The sequence below is a fragment of the Streptomyces sp. NPDC086023 genome, assembly GCF_044540325.1.
Classification (GTDB): domain Bacteria; phylum Actinomycetota; class Actinomycetes; order Streptomycetales; family Streptomycetaceae; genus Streptomyces.
The window spans coordinates 171,512-186,010 of the sequence record NZ_JBITRX010000007.1 but is presented as its reverse complement, the minus strand read 5'-3'; the positions used below and the strand labels follow the sequence as shown (position 1 = coordinate 186,010).

Here is a 14,499-nt window from a genome sequence, read left to right as displayed (position 1 = left end):
TCAACGTACTGCCGCGTGTCACTCCGCGGGCGTCAGCGTGAGCAGTGTCGCCTCGGGCGGGCACGCGAAGCGGACCGGCGTGAAGCGGTTGGTGCCGCAGCCCGCCGAGACGTGCAGGTACGCGCGGTTGCCGGCCAGCTCGTGGGTGGACAGCCCCTTCACCCGGTCGGTGTCGAGGTCGCAGTTGGTCACCAGCGCCCCGTAGAAGGGGATGCACAGCTGCCCGCCGTGCGTGTGCCCCGCCAGGATCAGGGGGTAGCCGTCGGCGGTGAAGGCGTCGAGGGCCCGCAGGTACGGGGCGTGGACCACGGCCACCGAGAAGTCCGCGTCGGCGGCGGGGCCGCCCGCGACGTACTCGTACCGGTCGCGCTTGATGTGCGGGTCGTCCAGTCCGGTGAAGGCCAGCTCCAGGTCCGGCAGCTTCAGACGCCCGCGCGTGTTGGTGAGGTTGACCCAGCCGGCCGCGTCGAAGGCGTCCCGCATCTGCTCCCACGGGTTGTGCACGGCGCCGACCACCGGCTTGTTGCCGTTCAGCCCGTGCCGGCCCTGCACCTTCTCGATGAGGTAGCGGCCGGGGTTGCGCAGCCGGGGCCCGTAGTAGTCGTTCGACCCGAAGACGTACACGCCGGGGAACTCCATCAGCGGGCCCAGCGCGTCCAGCACCTCGGGGATGCCCCCGGTGTCGGAGAGGTTGTCGCCGGTGTTCACGACGAAGTCGGGCCGCAGTCCGGCCAGGGACTGGAGCCAGGCCCGCTTCTTGTGCTGGCCGGTGACCATGTGGATGTCGGAGACCTGGAGCACCCGCAGGGGGCGCATGCCGCGTGGCAGCACGGGCACGGTGACCCGCCTCAGCCGGAAGGACCTCGCCTCGAAGCCGGCGGCGTAGGCCACACCGGCCGCGCCGACGGCGGCGATTCCCGCGGTGACCTTCAGGGGTACTCCGTAACGCGCGTGCATGGTGCTTATCGTCGCAGACGCCGGACGCGCCCCGTGCCCGGCGAAACCGGGGGGCGCCGCCGGGCACTCACCTGGCAGACTCGACCCATGACCACGCTCAAGTCCAAGCTGCAGGAAGACCTCACGACCGCCATCAAGGCGCGTGACGAGCTCCGCTCGGCCACGCTCCGGCTGACCCTCGCCGCGATCACGAAGGAGGAGGTCGCCGGCAAGGTCGCCCGCGAGCTCTCCGACGACGAAGTCCTCAAGGTGATCACCAAGGAGGCGAAGAAGCGCCGCGAGGCCGCGGACGCCTTCGCCCAGGGCGGTCGCACCGAGCAGGCGGCGCGTGAGACGGCCGAGGGCGAGGTCCTGGCCGGGTACCTGCCGAAGCAGCTGAGCGACGACGAGCTCACCGCGATCGTGACCCAGGCCGTCGAGGAGGCCCGCGCCGCCGGCGCCGAGGGGCCGCGCGCCATGGGTGCCGTCATGAAGATCGTGAACCCGAAGGTGGCGGGCCTCGCCGAGGGCGGCCGCGTCGCCGCCGTCGTGAAGCGGCTGCTGGCCGGCTGACCGGCGTACGCACGCCAGGCGGCCGGCGCACGGAGCCGGCCGACCGGACGGTGCAGGGAAAGAGGGCGGGCGCCCGGCTCCAGGCCGGGCGCCCGCCCTCTTCCGTCGTCCGCGTCCGCGGCTACGGCTCGCGCGTGATCACGGCCGGGTCGAGCCCGAAGCCGGGGATCGGCAGCGTGCCGCCGTCGACCGGGCCGGTGGCCGGGTCGTCGTCGTCACCGCCGGCGTCACGGCCGGAGTCGCCGTCCCGGTCACGCCCGGGCTTGCCGTCGTCCTTCTTGCCGGGCTTGCGCTTGCCCGGCTTGCCCTTGCCGCCGGCGCTCGGGTCGACCGGCTCGGGGATGTGGACCGTCTGGAACTGCATCACCTCTCGGCCCGCGAGCGCGCCCTCGACCGCGTCGCGCCAGATGGGGCCGGGGACGCCGCCACCGAAGACCTTCTCGTAGTACTGGCCGCCGATGTAGATGTTCTCCATCGGTACCTTCTTGGCGCCGCCGGAGCCGACCCAGACCGCGCCCGACAGGTTCGGCGTGTAGCCCACGAACCAGGCGTTCTTGCGCTCGTCGGTGGTACCGGTCTTGCCCGCGCTGTCGCGGTCGCCGAGGCCGGCCTGCTTGCCCGTACCGGAGTCGACCACGCCGCGCAGCAGGGTGTTGATGGTGTCGGCGGTCCGTTCCGACATGACCCGCTCACAGCTGGACTTCGGCACCCGCAGGGCCTTGCCGTGGGGGTCGGTGATCGACTCTATGGCGACGGGGGTGCAGTAGACGCCCCGGTTGGCGAACGCCGCGTAGGCGTTGGCCATCGTCAGCGGGGACATCTCGCCGGTGCCCAGCGCGATCGAGGGCACCTCCTTCAGCTTCGACCCGTCGCCCTGGATGACGCCGAGCTTCTGCGCCATCTCCGTCACCGGGCAGACGCCGATGTCGCTGATCATCTGCACGAAGTAGGTGTTGACCGACTTGGCCATCGCCTCGCGCAGCGCGTACGGGCCGACCTCGGACTCCGTCTCGTTCTCCACGCGGTCGCCGGTGTTGACCCAGGTGCCGCCGTTGCAGGTGCGGACCGGGCTCGGGTAGTCCATGTCGTACGGCGACGGGTACGACTTCGTCGGGGGCACGCCCTGCTCGATGGCCGCCGCGGCCACGATGGGCTTGAAGGTCGAACCGGTCTGGAAGCCGTAGTTCGAGCCGCCCATCTTCTTGTTGACCGAGAAGTTGATCTGGGTCTCGTTCGTGCCGAAGCCGTACGGCTTGGACTGCCCCATCGCCAGCACGCGCCCGGTGCCCGGCTGGACCAGCGTGACCGCCGTCGCGACCTTGTCGTCCTGGTTGACGTGGTCCTTGATGGAGTCGTTGACCGACTCCTGGGACTGCGGGTCCAGGGTGGTGCGGACGGTCAGGCCGCCGCGGTTCCAGACCTTGGCCCGCTCCTCCTTGGTCTTGCCGAAGACCGGGTCGGAGAGGAACACGGCGCGGACGTAGTCGCAGAAGAAGCCGGCGCCGCTGACGGCGGTGATGCAGCCGTTCTTGGGCCGGGTGACCTTCAGCTTGATCGGGGTGGCTTTGGCGCGGTCCGCCTCGGCCTGCGAGATGTCCTTTATGTCGGCCATGCGCTGGAGGACGGTGTTCCGGCGCTTGGTGGCCTCCTCCGCGTCGTTCACCGGGTCGTACCGGCTCGGCGACTGGACCAGCCCCGCCAGGAGCGCGGACTCCTCCAGGGTGAGGTCGGCGGCGGGCTTGCTGAAGTAGCGCTGCGCGGCGGACTCGATGCCGTACGCCTGCTGGCCGAAGAAGGTGATGTTGAGGTAGTTCTCGAGGATCTTCTTCTTGCCGAGCTCTTCCTCGACCTGGATCGCGTACTTCAGCTCGCGCACCTTGCGGCCGAGGCTCTTCTGCTGGGCCTCCGCCACCTTGGCCGGGTCGTCGCCGGCCTCCTCGACGAACACGTTCTTCACGTACTGCTGCGTGAGCGTGGACGCGCCCTGCGCGGCGCCGCCCTCCTGCGCGTTCCGGTTGACCGCGCGCAGGATGCCCTTGAGGTCGATCGCACCGTGCTCGTAGAAGCGCGAGTCCTCGATCGCGACGATCGCCTTCTGCATGTACGGGGAGATGGCCGTGAGCGGCACGACCTTCCGGTCGCGCGAGTAGACGGTGGCGATGAGCCCACCCTCTGCGTCCAGGATCCTCGTGCGCTGACTCAGCGGCGGGGTCTTCAGGTTGGCGGGGATCTCGTCGAACCCCTCCACCGTGCCCTTGGCCGCGAGACCGAGCGCGCCCGCGCCCGGGATGGCGATTCCGGCGAGCACGACACCGGCCAGGACCGAGACACCGACGAACTTGGCGGCCTGCTGGGTCCCGGTGAGACCTCCGCCCGAGCGCTTCTTTGGCATGGAGGCAGCCTAATCCGTCACCAGTGGCATTCCACGGGACCAAGGGCCCCTGGCGATGTTCGAGTACCAGACCGTGACATCCGGGCACGCCCGACGGTGTGACGGGCAACACGGACGGCAGCGTGAAGGGCCGTGCGCGGGCACGTGAACGGCAACGCGAAGGACAACGCGAAGGACAACGCGAAGGGCCTACTGTGCCATTCGCCGGACACGCGCGCATGCCTTGGCCTAAGCTGCTCCCAACTGTCACAGCAGTGCGGTGGGACATCAACCCCTGGACGCGACATTCACCCTTCCCGAAGAGGGTGGACGCATGTCCGAATTTCCCGCACCCGGTGCCCGTCTGCCGGTCCGGCTCCACGGGTTCGTCCGGAATTGCCGGATAGGTCCGGCATGTCGCCGGGTCACTCCGTCGGGTGATCTGACGCTCACGCATAGTCCGTTCGGGCCATTCAAGATTGGGCCCGTCGGGGGTGTTGCGCTGTGTCCGCCTTCCGTAACGTCCTCAACTGGCAGCGGTGAATATGCCGCTGCCGCCGTGGGGGAGCCTCGATTCGGGAGAGGACGGCGCCGCAATGGGCTGGGTTACCGACTGGAGTGCGCAGGCAGCCTGCCGCACTACCGATCCGGATGAACTGTTCGTTCAGGGTGCAGCGCAGAACAGGGCCAAGGCGGTGTGCACCGGTTGCCCGGTGCGGACCGAGTGCCTCGCGGACGCGCTCGACAATCGTGTCGAGTTCGGTGTCTGGGGCGGCATGACCGAGCGGGAGCGGCGGGCGTTGCTGCGCCGGCGCCCCACCGTCACCTCGTGGCGGCGACTGCTCGAGACCGCGCGCACGGAGTACGAGCGCAGTACCGGCATCCTCACCATGGATGTCGACGAGGAGGCGGACGTCGCCTACGAGACGTACGCGGCTGCCGGGTAGACACCCGGCGCGGTCCTCCTCACACCGGCTCACCAGGGGCGCACCACCGGGTGTCCCCGCCCGCGTCAGTCCGGCTGACCGGTCGTGAGCCGTTCACCGATGGCCCGCAGCCCGGCGAGGTCGTGCACATCGCCGGGCAGGGCGGCCACTTCGGCCACCGGCACCTCGGGGTGCAGCGACGTGAAGCGGTCGCGTGTGTGCCGCTCGCGCGCGATCACCTGCATGCGCTCGGCGTGCAGGCGCAGCAGTCCCGCGGTGATGAGTTCCACATCCGGTACGTCCGGATCCGGAACGGCACCGTCCGTACTGCGGCCGCCGTCCGGGCTGGGGGAGTCGCCGTCGGGGGAGTCGGCGCGGTCGGCAGGATCGGCAGGGCCACGAGCACCAGCTTTCCCGGACTCCTGATCGACAATGCCGCTCTCTTCAAGATTCTCCGCGGCGGCCAGGGCCCGCTCGGCCGACAGCTGCCCGGCACCGCTCCCGTGCACGCGGTTCAGCACGAGCCCGGCCAGCGGCATCTGCTCCGCGGCCAGCCGCTCCACGAAGTACGCGGCCTCCCGCAGCGCGTCCGGCTCGGGCGCCGCCACCACGAGGAACGCCGTCCCCGGAGCCTGCAGCAGCCGGTACGTGGCGTCGGCCCGGGTGCGGAAGCCGCCGAACATCGTGTCCATGGCGGCCACGAAGGTCTGTACGTCCTTCAGCAGCTGACCGCCCATCAGCTTGCTCAGCGTGCCGGTCATCATCGACATGCCGACGTTGAGGAACTTCATCCCCGCCCGGCCGCCGACCTTCGCCGGCGCCATCAGCACCCGGATGAACTTCCCGTCCAGGAAGGACCCCAGCCGCTTCGGGGCGTCCAGGAAGTCCAGCGCGGACCGGCTGGGCGGGGTGTCGACCACGATCAGGTCCCAGTCGTCCCGCGCGCGCAGCTGGCCCAGCTTCTCCATGGCCATGTACTCCTGCGTGCCCGCGAAGCCGGCCGACAGGGACTGGTAGAAGGGGTTGTCCAGGATCGCGCGGGCCCGCTCGCCGTCCGCGTGCGCCTCGACGATCTCGTCGAAGGTCCGCTTCATGTCGAGCATCATGGCGTGCAGCTCGCCGCCCCCGGCGCCCGCCGGGCCGTCGTCCCCGGCCGCGCCGTCGTCCGTTCTGATGCCCGCCACCGGCCGGGGCGTGTTGTCCAGCAGGTCGATGCCCATGGACTGGGCCAGCCGCCGCGCCGGGTCGATGGTCAGCACGACCACCCGGCGGCCCCGCTCGGCCGCCCGTACCCCCAGCGCCGCGGCCGTCGTCGTCTTGCCCACGCCGCCCGCGCCGCAGCACACGATGATGCGCGTGCCCCGGTCGTCCAGCAGCGCGTCCACGTCCAGCGGCGGGGGAGTCCTCAGGGCACTGCTCACTCGGCCTCCACCTGCTTCCGCAGCTCCGCCGCCAGGTCGTAGAGACCGGCGAGGTCCATCCCGCCGCCCAGCAGCGGCAGTTCGTACGAGGGCAGGTCGAGGCCCCGCAGGACGGAGCGCTGCTCGCGCTCCAGCTCCACGCGCTCGGCGTGCTCCGCGGCCTGCTCCAGCAGCGGCCCGACCAGCCGCTCGGCCGGCCCCCCGCGCCGTGCGCCGCCCAGGCCCGCCCGGGACAGTGCCTGCGCGACACCGGTCCGCAGCTCGCCCGACGCGGCCCGCAGGGCGGCCTCGTCGAGGTGGTGCGGGCGCACCATGTTCACGATCACCCGGCCCACCGGGAGCCCGGCGGCCCGCAGTTCCTCGATGCCGTCGGCCGTCTCCTGCACCGGCATCTCCTCCAGCAGGGTCACCAGGTGCACCGCCGTGTGCGGGGACTTGAGGACCTTCATCACCGACTGGGCCTGGTTGTGGATCGGCCCGAACCTCGCCAGCCCCGCCACCTCGTCGTTGACGTTCAGGAAGCGGGTCACGCGGCCGGTCGGCGGGGCGTCCATCACCACGTGGTCGTAGACGAAGCGGCCCTTCTTGTCCTTGCGCTTGACCGCCTCGCAGGCCTTGCCCGTCAGCAGCACGTCCCGCAGGCCCGGCGCGATGGTGGTCGCGAAGTCGATGGCGCCCAGCTTCTTCAGCGCCCGCCCGGCGGAACCCAGCTTGTAGAACATCTGGAGGTAGTCGAGCAGCGCGCGCTCGGCGTCGATCGCCAGCGCGAAGACCTCCCCGCCGCCCGGGGCGACGGCGATCTTCCGCTCCTCGTAGGGCAGCGCCTCCGTCCCGAAGACCTGCGCGATCCCCTGCCTGCCCTCGACCTCCACCAGAAGCGTCTGCCTGCCCTCGGTCGCGAGGGCGAGCGCGAGTGCGGCGGCGACCGTGGTCTTACCGGTTCCGCCCTTGCCGCTGACCACCTGGAGCCTGCTCACCCGTCGACCTTAACCAGTCCCCTCTCGCGCCGCGCACGAGCCCTCACGGCAGGCACTACGCTCCCCTGCATGAAGAAGTTCGAATACGCGACGGTCCCGCTGCTCGTCCACGCCACCAAGCAGATCCTCGACACCTGGGGCGAGGACGGCTGGGAGCTCGTCCAGGTCGTGCCCGGGCCGAACAACCCCGAGCAGCTGGTGGCCTACCTGAAGCGGGAGAAGCAGGCATGAGCACCGTCGAGGCGAAGCTTGCCGAACTCGGGCTGACCCTGCCGGAGGTCGTCCCTCCGCTCGCCGCGTACCAGCCCGCCGTCCGCTCCGGCGCGTACGTCTACACCGCGGGCCAGCTCCCGATGGTGGACGGCAAGCTCCCGCTGACCGGCAAGGTCGGCGGCGAGGTCACCGCCGACGAGGCCAAGGAGCTCGCGAAGACCTGCGCCCTGAACGGGCTGGCCGCCGTGAAGTCCGTCATCGGCGACCTGGACAGGATCAAGCGCGTCGTGAAGGTCGTCGGCTTCGTCGCCTCGACCCCCGACTTCACCGGCCAGCCGGGCGTCATCAACGGCGCCAGCGAGCTGCTGGGCGAGGTCCTCGGCGAGAAGGGCGTGCACGCCCGCAGCGCCGTCGGCGTGGCGGTCCTGCCGCTCGACGCCCCGGTCGAGGTCGAGTTCCAGATCGAGATCGAGGACTGAGACCCCACGGGCACGGGTGACCCGGGACGCCGCTCCCGGGCACCCCTCGAACATCGACGCGGATCGCCGTAGCATCCGGCCATGCCGAATGGTCAGACGCAGGACGGAACAGCCGGGAGCACCGCCGGAGGCCAGTGGTACCCCCCGGAGTGGCCGGACCGCATCCGCGCCCTCGCGGCGGGCACCCTCACGGTCGTGGAGCCCAAGCGGGCCGCCACGGTGATGCTGCTGCGGGACGCCGAGGGCGGGCCCGCCGTCCACATGCTGCGCCGGCGCGCCTCCATGGCCTTCGCCGGCGGCGCGTACGCCTACCCGGGCGGCGGCGTCGACCCGCGGGACGACGACCACCTCGTCGGCTGGGCCGGGCCCTCGCTGGAGCACTGGGCCGAGCGGCTCGGCACCGACCGGGCCACCGCCCAGGCCATCGTGTGCGCCGCGGTCCGCGAGACGTACGAGGAGGCGGGCGTCCTCCTGGCCGGTCCGGCCCCGGACACCCTGGTCGGCGACACCACCGGCGACGACTGGGAGGCCGACCGGCAGGCGCTGGTCGCCCGGGACCTGTCCTTCGCGGAGTTCCTCGACCGGCGCGGCCTGCTGCTCCGCTCCGACCTGCTCGGCGCCTGGGCGCGCTGGATCACCCCCGAGTTCGAGCAGCGCCGGTACGACACCTGGTTCTTCGTGGCCGCCCTGCCCGAGGGCCAGCGCACCCGCAACGCCTCGACCGAGGCCGACCGCACCGTGTGGACCCGCCCCGCGGACGCCGCCGCCGGCTACGACCGCGGCGAGCTGCTGATGATGCCGCCCACCATTTCCACCCTGCGCTCCCTCACCCCGTACGGCACCGCCGCCGAGGCCCTGGCGGCCGCCGGGAAGCAGGACCTGACACCGGTGCTCGCGCAGGCCAGGCTGGAGGAGGGGGAGATTGTCCTCAGCTGGCCGGGGCACGAGGAGTTCACGAAGCGCGTGAAGACGGGAGGGAACCGATGACGGACGCAGCCGCCCTGCCGGGCCAGCCCCGCGGCGCGGCCCTCTCCGGTCCGGCGACGGTCCGCGCGGTGAACGTCCTGGCCCCGAACGCCTCCGCGATGACGCTGGACGGCACCAACACCTGGATCGTCTCCGAGCCCGGCTCGGACCTCGCGGTCGTGATCGACCCCGGCCCGCTGGACGACGCCCACCTGCGCCGGGTGATCAGCACGGCCGAGCAGGCGGGCAAGCGCGTGGCGCTGACGCTGCTCACCCACGGCCACCCGGACCACGCCGAGGGCGCCGGGCGCTTCGCGGAGCTGACCGGCACCAGGGTGCGGGCGCTCGACCCGGCACTGCGGCTCGGCGACGAGGGCCTCGAAGCCGGCGACGTGATCACCACCGGCGGCCTGGAGATGCGGGTCGTGCCGACGCCCGGGCACACGGCCGACTCGCTCTGCTTCCACCTGCCGGCCGACCGGGCGGTGCTCACGGGGGACACGGTCCTCGGGCGCGGCACGACGGTCGTGGCGCACCCCGACGGACGGCTCGGCGACTACCTGGACTCCCTGCGGCGGCTGCGGTCGCTCACCGTGGACGACGGCGTGCACACGGTGCTGCCGGGGCACGGCCCGGTGCTGGACGACGCGCAGGGCGTGGTCGAGTTCTACCTCGCGCACCGCGCGCACCGCCTGGCGCAGGTGGAGACCGCGGTGGAGGACGGCTACACCACCGCCTCCGAGGTCGTGGCGCACGTCTACGCGGACGTGGACCGCTCGCTGTGGCCGGCGGCCGAGTGGTCGGTGCGTGCGCAACTGGAGTACCTGCGCGAGCACGGTCTGATCCCTGGCCCGCCGGGCTACTGACGGGTCGTTAGGCTGGGCGTCATGCTCACGACCGTCTCGCTCACCGTCGCCGCCCTCGTCTTCGCGGGCGGCGTGATCACGGCCTCCGTCAACGCCCGGATCCAGGAGGTCGCCCGCCGGGCCGACCGCCTCGACCGCAAGCTCGACCTGATCATGGCCCACCTCGGCATATCCGAGCCCGAGCCGGCGGGCCTGAACCGGGTCCGGTTCCTGCTGCGCGACGGCAGGAAGATCGAGGCCATCAAGGTCTACCGCGAGCTGACGGGCGAGGGCCTGAAGGAGTCCAAGGACGCCGTGGAGAAGCTGAGCCACTGAGCTGCCGAGCTGGGCTACTGGGCCGTGGCCACCGCGCCCCGGTGCTCCTTCGCGCCGATCACGGCTGCGTACTCGGCCGCCAGCCAGGGCCCCAGGTCCTCGGTGAAGGCACGGAGCACGGCCGGGTCGGCCACCGGCTCCAGCGCCAGGGCGGCCGCCTCGCGCATCTGCCGGGCGCGCTGGGGGTAGTACCGGCCGAAGATCTCGGCGGACCGGTCGAGGTCGCTGGTCCAGCCGCCCCAGCGTGGCATGACCAGGGTGAAGCCGGTACGGACGAGCTTGCGCGCGTACGCGCGGACCAGCCCCCGGCACTCCGCCGCCCCCTCCGCGCGCCCCGCCCGCGCGCGCCAGACCGGCAGCCGCTCGGCCAGGTCGCCGTTGGTCTCCCGGTGCTCCGCGTCCAGCTCCCGCCCGATGCGGGCCGCGTCCTCCCGGTCCGCCGCCGTGGGCCCCTCGTGCAGTGCGAGCAGCAGGTCGAGGTCGGAGCGGCCGGGGCGCGCGGTGCCGCGCGGGACGGACCCGTAGAGGTACGCGCTGTGCAGCCGCCGCCCGTACGCGCGGGCCGCGGCCGTCCGCGCGGCCGCCACGACCGCCCGGAAGTCCGGTCCCACGTTCCCCAGGGCCCCCTCTCGCTCGATGAAGCCCCGCTCGTCCAGCCCCTTGCGCTCCATGCCCCCCACTGTGCGGCACCGCGCCCCGGATACGCCGAAGGCCCCGCCCAGGGGGGCGGGGCCTTCGTACGGGCCGGGGCCGGGCCGGTGCTCGACCGGCCGCGGGGTCAGCGCGAACGCTTGGCGAGGCGCTCGACGTCCAGCAGGATCACGGCGCGGGCCTCCAGGCGGAGCCAGCCGCGGCCTGCGAAGTCGGCCAGGGCCTTGTTCACGGTCTCGCGGGAGGCGCCGACGAGCTGCGCCAGCTCCTCCTGGGTCAGGTCGTGCACGACGTGGATGCCCTCTTCGGACTGGACGCCGAAGCGGCGCGACAGGTCCAGGAGGGCACGGGCGACACGGCCCGGCACGTCGGAGAAGACCAGGTCGGACATCTGGTCGTTGGTCTTGCGCAGGCGGCGGGCGACGGCGCGCAGCAGCGCGGTGGCCACCTCGGGCCGGGCGTTCAGCCAGGGCTGGAGGTCGCCGTGGCCCAGGCCGAGCAGCTTGACCTCGGTCAGCGCGGTCGCGGTGGCGGTGCGCGGGCCCGGGTCGAAGAGAGACAGCTCGCCGATCAGCTCGCCGGGGCCGAGGACCGCCAGCATGTTCTCGCGGCCGTCGGGCGAGGTGCGGTGCAGCTTCACCTTGCCCTCGGTGACGACGTACAGCCGGTCGCCGGGGTCGCCCTCGTGGAACAGGGCGTCGCCGCGTGCGAGGGTCACCTCGGCCATGGAGGCGCGGAGCTCCGCGGCCTGCTCGTCATCGAGCGCCGCGAACAGCGGGGCGCGCCGCAGAACGTCGTCCACGAGTCTCTCTCCTATGTCGACCTGCTCAGGGGACCGTGGTCCCCATTTTGCCGGACGCTGCAAACAGTGCGATCAATCACAAGGATGCCGGACGAACGGGTGTGCTGTGTGGCAGGGGGCCGATCCATGGGCTGATCGGGCCACGCCCGGGTGGCCGTCCCGCCCGGCCGTCGGGGCCGGCCGGGGGTCAAGAGGCCGCTGGGCGTGGGCCGGACGGCCCGTGGGGGTCATGATGCCAGGCGATTCAGCTGTGGGCGAACAGGGTCGGCGGATCGTTTGCGGCGGGGGTTCCGAGGGGGTCGGAATGCGGCCTGAGGGGGCCCGTCGCGACCGGTCACGATCACCCGGGCGGATCAGCCGCGGGGTGTCGGCGGCCGGGCGTAGCCTTCGTCACATGGCTGAGAGCAAGGGTGTGAAGCAGAGCGTGGCCAAGGCCGTGGAGAAGCCCGCGAGGAAGCCCGTCGAGAAGCCGGCGAAGAAGGCCGTCGCGGCACGGGCCAGGCCCGAGTCCCGGCTGGCGATGGTGCGCCGCGCCCGCCGGATCAACCGCGAGCTGGCCGAGGTCTATCCGTACGCCCACCCGGAGCTGGACTTCCGGAACCCCTTCGAGCTCCTGGTCGCCACCGTGCTGTCCGCCCAGACCACGGACCTGCGGGTGAACCAGACCACCCCGGCCCTCTTCGCGAAGTACCCGACGCCCGAGGACATGGCGGCGGCCGTGCCCGAGGAGCTGGAGGAGGTCATCAGGCCCACGGGCTTCTTCCGGGCCAAGGCGAAGTCCCTGATCGGCCTGTCCACGGCCCTGCGGGACCGTTTCGACGGCGAGGTGCCGGGCCGACTTGACGACCTGGTCACGCTGCCCGGCGTGGGCCGCAAGACGGCGAACGTGGTGCTCGGGAACGCCTTCGGGTTCGCCACTTAGGTACCACGGTGGCAATCCACACGCTCACCCCCTCCTAGAGGCGGATCCGTAGGGGTCCACTACGACCCCTAGGAGCCAACGCGTGGTCACCACGTCCCCCGCTGAGATCCCCCTCAGCCTGCTGTCAGCCCGGTCCCTTGAGGCTGTCGCCGTCAGCTACGTACGGCAGTCCTCGGCCAAGGCAAACAAGACCGAGGCATCCCCTATCACTCAGCGCGCAGCCAACGAGGCCCGAGCCGGTGAGCTCAGCGCGCGCTTCGTCCGGCACTACGAGGACATCGGCGTATCCGGCTGGGACACGGACGCCTACCGTGAAGGCTTTGAGGAAATGCTCAAGGCTGCCCGTGCTGGCGCCTTCAACATGCTCATCGTCTACGACATGAGCCGCTTTTCTCGCCGCGAAGTGCGTGAGGCAATCCAACTGGTCCTGGAACTCCAGGGCTACGGAATCACCATCGTCAGCGTTGAGGACGGCGTGTTTCCTCCCAACGGCGATACATGGCAGCTCATGCAACTGATCATGCGCGCCGACGCCGTGAACAAGGAATCAGACCTCAAGTCGAAAAAGGTCCGCGACGTAAAGGCAACGCAGCGCGCGAAAGGTTCATGGCTCGGGGGTCAGACCCCGTACGGTCTCGACGCCGAGCAGTACATCGACGGTAAGTTGCCGCTCATGCGTCTCGTGCACAACAAGACAGAGGCGGCAAACCTGCGGCGTATCGTGGCGCTGATCCTCAAGCACAAGGATCAGCCGATCAGCAAGAAGAGGGGCGAACGTAACCCCGGTACTCTGTCCGCGATCTGTGACGACATGACGAGAAGGCAAATTCCCACGCGCGGGCAGAGCAAAGGAAAGGAGCGGGCTTCATCTGCGTGGGGTGTCAAGACCCTGAAATGGATGCTCCTCAATCCCGCCATTGCGGGTATGCGCGCTGACCCAATTTACAAGGTCAAGGAGAACGGAACAAAGACCAGCACACTCGTCGGCTATCGGATTAACCGGGATGACGACGGGCGCCCGGCGATGGTCTGTGACCCAATCATTCCGGCATCTCAGTGGTATGAGTTGCAGGCATGGCTTACGGGCCGTGGTCAGGGTGAAGGTGTGGCCCGTGGAACGTCGCTTCTCAGCGGTCTTCGAAACGCTAACCGTAAGGCCGTTCTCACGTGTGAATGCGGACGTCCGGGGAAGGCGCAGAACAGCGGAGCGAAGCCGGTTTACCTCTGCACCCGGTCAACAAACGTCCCGACAAAGCCGGGGGAGCACGAAGCCAAGAACAGCGTCATGCAAAGCCACCTAGATGATTACGTGGCCCGGTGCATCATCGCTGTCATTCAGGATGCGACACGCAGCGACGCTAGCCCGGAAACGATGGACATCGTGATTGAGGCAGCGCGGGTCTTCTCCCACTCTCTAGAACTCCCTGAGACAGCCGCAGAAAGGACTGAAGTAGTCACAGAACGGGCGGACGCGCAGAACGCACTCAGGGACCTGTATGACGACCTTGACGCGGGTCTCTACTCCGGGGAGATCGGGCGTGAACGCTTCATCGAGAAGAAGAAGCGCATTGAGGCCCGTATCAGTGCGGCGGAAACACGCCTAGAAACGCTGTCCGACCCGGAAACCGTGGAACTGCCGTTTGACGAATGGCTGATGCCAGGGGAAGACGGTGACCCTATCGGAAAGGGCTCATGGTGGGACACGGCGGACCTTGCCGACAAGCGAAAGTTCGTTGAGCTGTTCGTGCGGAAGATCGTGGTCAAACCCACGAAGAATGCCCACAGTGGCCGAGTGCGCGGCGGCTACGACGTGACAACGCGGATAGAGCTGGAATTCGTCCAGCCGAAGCACGAAAGCGAACCGGGACCCGCGTAACCCTTGAGGACAGCCCCGTTGGCCCTAGTGGTCGGCGGGGCTTTCTCGTGCCCTGAGCGGTCCCCTGAGGGCTTCCCGCATCCGCGCTGGCACCCGGGACCGGCGGACCGCTCAGAGGTGCTCAGGCGGGCGTGTGGGGCTCCGAGAGTCGATCGGCACAGCAGGGGGAGCAAAACTACACTCCTAAACCTGACACACCATCAAC

The 14,499-nt window shown here is 70.4% G+C and carries 14 protein-coding genes and 1 pseudogene; 9 read left to right on the top strand and 6 right to left on the bottom strand.

Features of this window, described 5'->3' with window-relative positions; all coding sequences use genetic code 11:
* Nucleotides 1-18 precede the first annotated feature (18 nt).
* The gene (locus ACIF6F_RS16445; RefSeq protein WP_399946943.1) at nt 19-957 is read right to left on the bottom strand and encodes a metallophosphoesterase; all 939 of its coding nucleotides are present in this window, start codon (nt 955-957) and stop codon (nt 19-21) included.
* A gap of 87 nt (nt 958-1,044) precedes the next feature.
* On the opposite strand from ACIF6F_RS16445, the gene ACIF6F_RS16440 reads away from it, so the two are divergent.
* The gene (locus ACIF6F_RS16440; RefSeq protein ID WP_399946940.1) at nt 1,045-1,509 is read left to right on the top strand and encodes a GatB/YqeY domain-containing protein; all 465 of its coding nucleotides are present in this window, start codon (nt 1,045-1,047) and stop codon (nt 1,507-1,509) included.
* 121 nt (nt 1,510-1,630) lie between these two features.
* Here the strand turns inward: ACIF6F_RS16440 and ACIF6F_RS16435 are convergent, their stop codons facing one another.
* On the bottom strand, nt 1,631-3,901 hold the full coding sequence (locus tag ACIF6F_RS16435; protein ID WP_399946938.1) for a transglycosylase domain-containing protein: 2,271 nt from the start codon (nt 3,899-3,901) through the stop codon (nt 1,631-1,633).
* A 575-nt stretch (nt 3,902-4,476) separates the two neighbouring features.
* Here ACIF6F_RS16435 and ACIF6F_RS16430 point away from each other — a divergent pair.
* Nucleotides 4,477-4,827, top strand: a complete 351-nt coding sequence (locus ACIF6F_RS16430; protein WP_399947263.1) for a WhiB family transcriptional regulator — start codon at nt 4,477-4,479, stop codon at nt 4,825-4,827.
* A gap of 65 nt (nt 4,828-4,892) precedes the next feature.
* On the opposite strand, the gene ACIF6F_RS16425 is transcribed toward ACIF6F_RS16430, so the two are convergent.
* Nucleotides 4,893-6,227, bottom strand: a complete 1,335-nt coding sequence (locus ACIF6F_RS16425; RefSeq protein ID WP_399946935.1) for an ArsA family ATPase — start codon at nt 6,225-6,227, stop codon at nt 4,893-4,895.
* Nucleotides 6,224-7,204 (bottom strand): ArsA family ATPase, encoded by a 981-nt coding sequence (locus tag ACIF6F_RS16420; protein WP_399946932.1) that lies wholly within the window; start codon nt 7,202-7,204, stop codon nt 6,224-6,226. Before ACIF6F_RS16420 ends, ACIF6F_RS16425 begins: the two co-directional genes overlap by 4 nt.
* A gap of 69 nt (nt 7,205-7,273) precedes the next feature.
* On the opposite strand from ACIF6F_RS16420, the gene ACIF6F_RS16415 reads away from it, so the two are divergent.
* From ACIF6F_RS16415 to ACIF6F_RS16395, 5 genes are all read left to right on the top strand, one after another.
* The gene (locus ACIF6F_RS16415; RefSeq protein WP_107048484.1) at nt 7,274-7,435 is read left to right on the top strand and encodes a DUF4177 domain-containing protein; all 162 of its coding nucleotides are present in this window, start codon (nt 7,274-7,276) and stop codon (nt 7,433-7,435) included.
* Nucleotides 7,432-7,896, top strand: coding sequence for a RidA family protein (locus ACIF6F_RS16410; protein ID WP_399946929.1), 465 nt, complete (start codon nt 7,432-7,434; stop codon nt 7,894-7,896). Before ACIF6F_RS16415 ends, ACIF6F_RS16410 begins: the two co-directional genes overlap by 4 nt.
* A gap of 81 nt (nt 7,897-7,977) precedes the next feature.
* A complete protein-coding gene (locus tag ACIF6F_RS16405) occupies nt 7,978-8,883 on the top strand; it encodes an NUDIX hydrolase (RefSeq protein ID WP_399946926.1) in 906 nt (301 codons plus the stop codon).
* On the top strand, nt 8,880-9,728 hold the full coding sequence (locus ACIF6F_RS16400; RefSeq protein ID WP_399946923.1) for an MBL fold metallo-hydrolase: 849 nt from the start codon (nt 8,880-8,882) through the stop codon (nt 9,726-9,728). The genes ACIF6F_RS16405 and ACIF6F_RS16400 overlap by 4 nt, the downstream gene beginning before the upstream one ends.
* Before the next feature lie 21 nt (nt 9,729-9,749).
* Nucleotides 9,750-10,043 (top strand): ribosomal protein L7/L12, encoded by a 294-nt coding sequence (locus ACIF6F_RS16395; RefSeq protein WP_399946920.1) that lies wholly within the window; start codon nt 9,750-9,752, stop codon nt 10,041-10,043.
* Nucleotides 10,044-10,057: 14 nt separating this feature from the next.
* On the opposite strand, the gene ACIF6F_RS16390 is transcribed toward ACIF6F_RS16395, so the two are convergent.
* Nucleotides 10,058-10,714 carry a nucleotidyltransferase domain-containing protein gene (locus ACIF6F_RS16390; protein WP_399946917.1) on the bottom strand — a complete coding sequence of 219 codons (657 nt, stop codon included), beginning with the start codon at nt 10,712-10,714 and terminating at the stop codon, nt 10,058-10,060.
* A gap of 107 nt (nt 10,715-10,821) precedes the next feature.
* Entirely contained in the window at nt 10,822-11,496 is a 675-nt protein-coding gene (locus ACIF6F_RS16385) for a Crp/Fnr family transcriptional regulator (RefSeq protein WP_007264960.1), read from the bottom strand.
* A gap of 394 nt (nt 11,497-11,890) precedes the next feature.
* On the opposite strand from ACIF6F_RS16385, the pseudogene nth reads away from it, so the two are divergent.
* Together nth and ACIF6F_RS16375 are read left to right on the top strand one after the other, a co-directional pair.
* Nucleotides 11,891-12,406, top strand: a pseudogene (nth, locus tag ACIF6F_RS16380) (endonuclease III domain-containing protein); the annotation flags it as partial.
* 94 nt (nt 12,407-12,500) lie between these two features.
* Nucleotides 12,501-14,294 carry a recombinase family protein gene (locus ACIF6F_RS16375; RefSeq protein ID WP_399946913.1) on the top strand — a complete coding sequence of 598 codons (1,794 nt, stop codon included), beginning with the start codon at nt 12,501-12,503 and terminating at the stop codon, nt 14,292-14,294.
* The last annotated feature ends 205 nt before the right edge of the window (nt 14,295-14,499 follow it).

What these genes read in the sequence shown, in the direction of transcription:
- ACIF6F_RS16435 (WP_399946938.1), bottom strand. Translation starts at nt 3,901, where the DNA reads ATGCCAAAGAAGCGCTCGGGCGGAGGTCTCACCGGGACCCAGCAGGCC.
- ACIF6F_RS16430 (WP_399947263.1), top strand. Translation starts at nt 4,477, where the DNA reads ATGGGCTGGGTTACCGACTGGAGTGCGCAGGCAGCCTGCCGCACTACC.
- ACIF6F_RS16445 (WP_399946943.1), bottom strand. Translation starts at nt 957, where the DNA reads ATGCACGCGCGTTACGGAGTACCCCTGAAGGTCACCGCGGGAATCGCC.
- ACIF6F_RS16405 (WP_399946926.1), top strand. Translation starts at nt 7,978, where the DNA reads ATGCCGAATGGTCAGACGCAGGACGGAACAGCCGGGAGCACCGCCGGA.
- ACIF6F_RS16395 (WP_399946920.1), top strand. Translation starts at nt 9,750, where the DNA reads ATGCTCACGACCGTCTCGCTCACCGTCGCCGCCCTCGTCTTCGCGGGC.
- ACIF6F_RS16400 (WP_399946923.1), top strand. Translation starts at nt 8,880, where the DNA reads ATGACGGACGCAGCCGCCCTGCCGGGCCAGCCCCGCGGCGCGGCCCTC.
- ACIF6F_RS16390 (WP_399946917.1), bottom strand. Translation starts at nt 10,714, where the DNA reads ATGGAGCGCAAGGGGCTGGACGAGCGGGGCTTCATCGAGCGAGAGGGG.
- ACIF6F_RS16410 (WP_399946929.1), top strand. Translation starts at nt 7,432, where the DNA reads ATGAGCACCGTCGAGGCGAAGCTTGCCGAACTCGGGCTGACCCTGCCG.
- ACIF6F_RS16440 (WP_399946940.1), top strand. Translation starts at nt 1,045, where the DNA reads ATGACCACGCTCAAGTCCAAGCTGCAGGAAGACCTCACGACCGCCATC.
- ACIF6F_RS16415 (WP_107048484.1), top strand. Translation starts at nt 7,274, where the DNA reads ATGAAGAAGTTCGAATACGCGACGGTCCCGCTGCTCGTCCACGCCACC.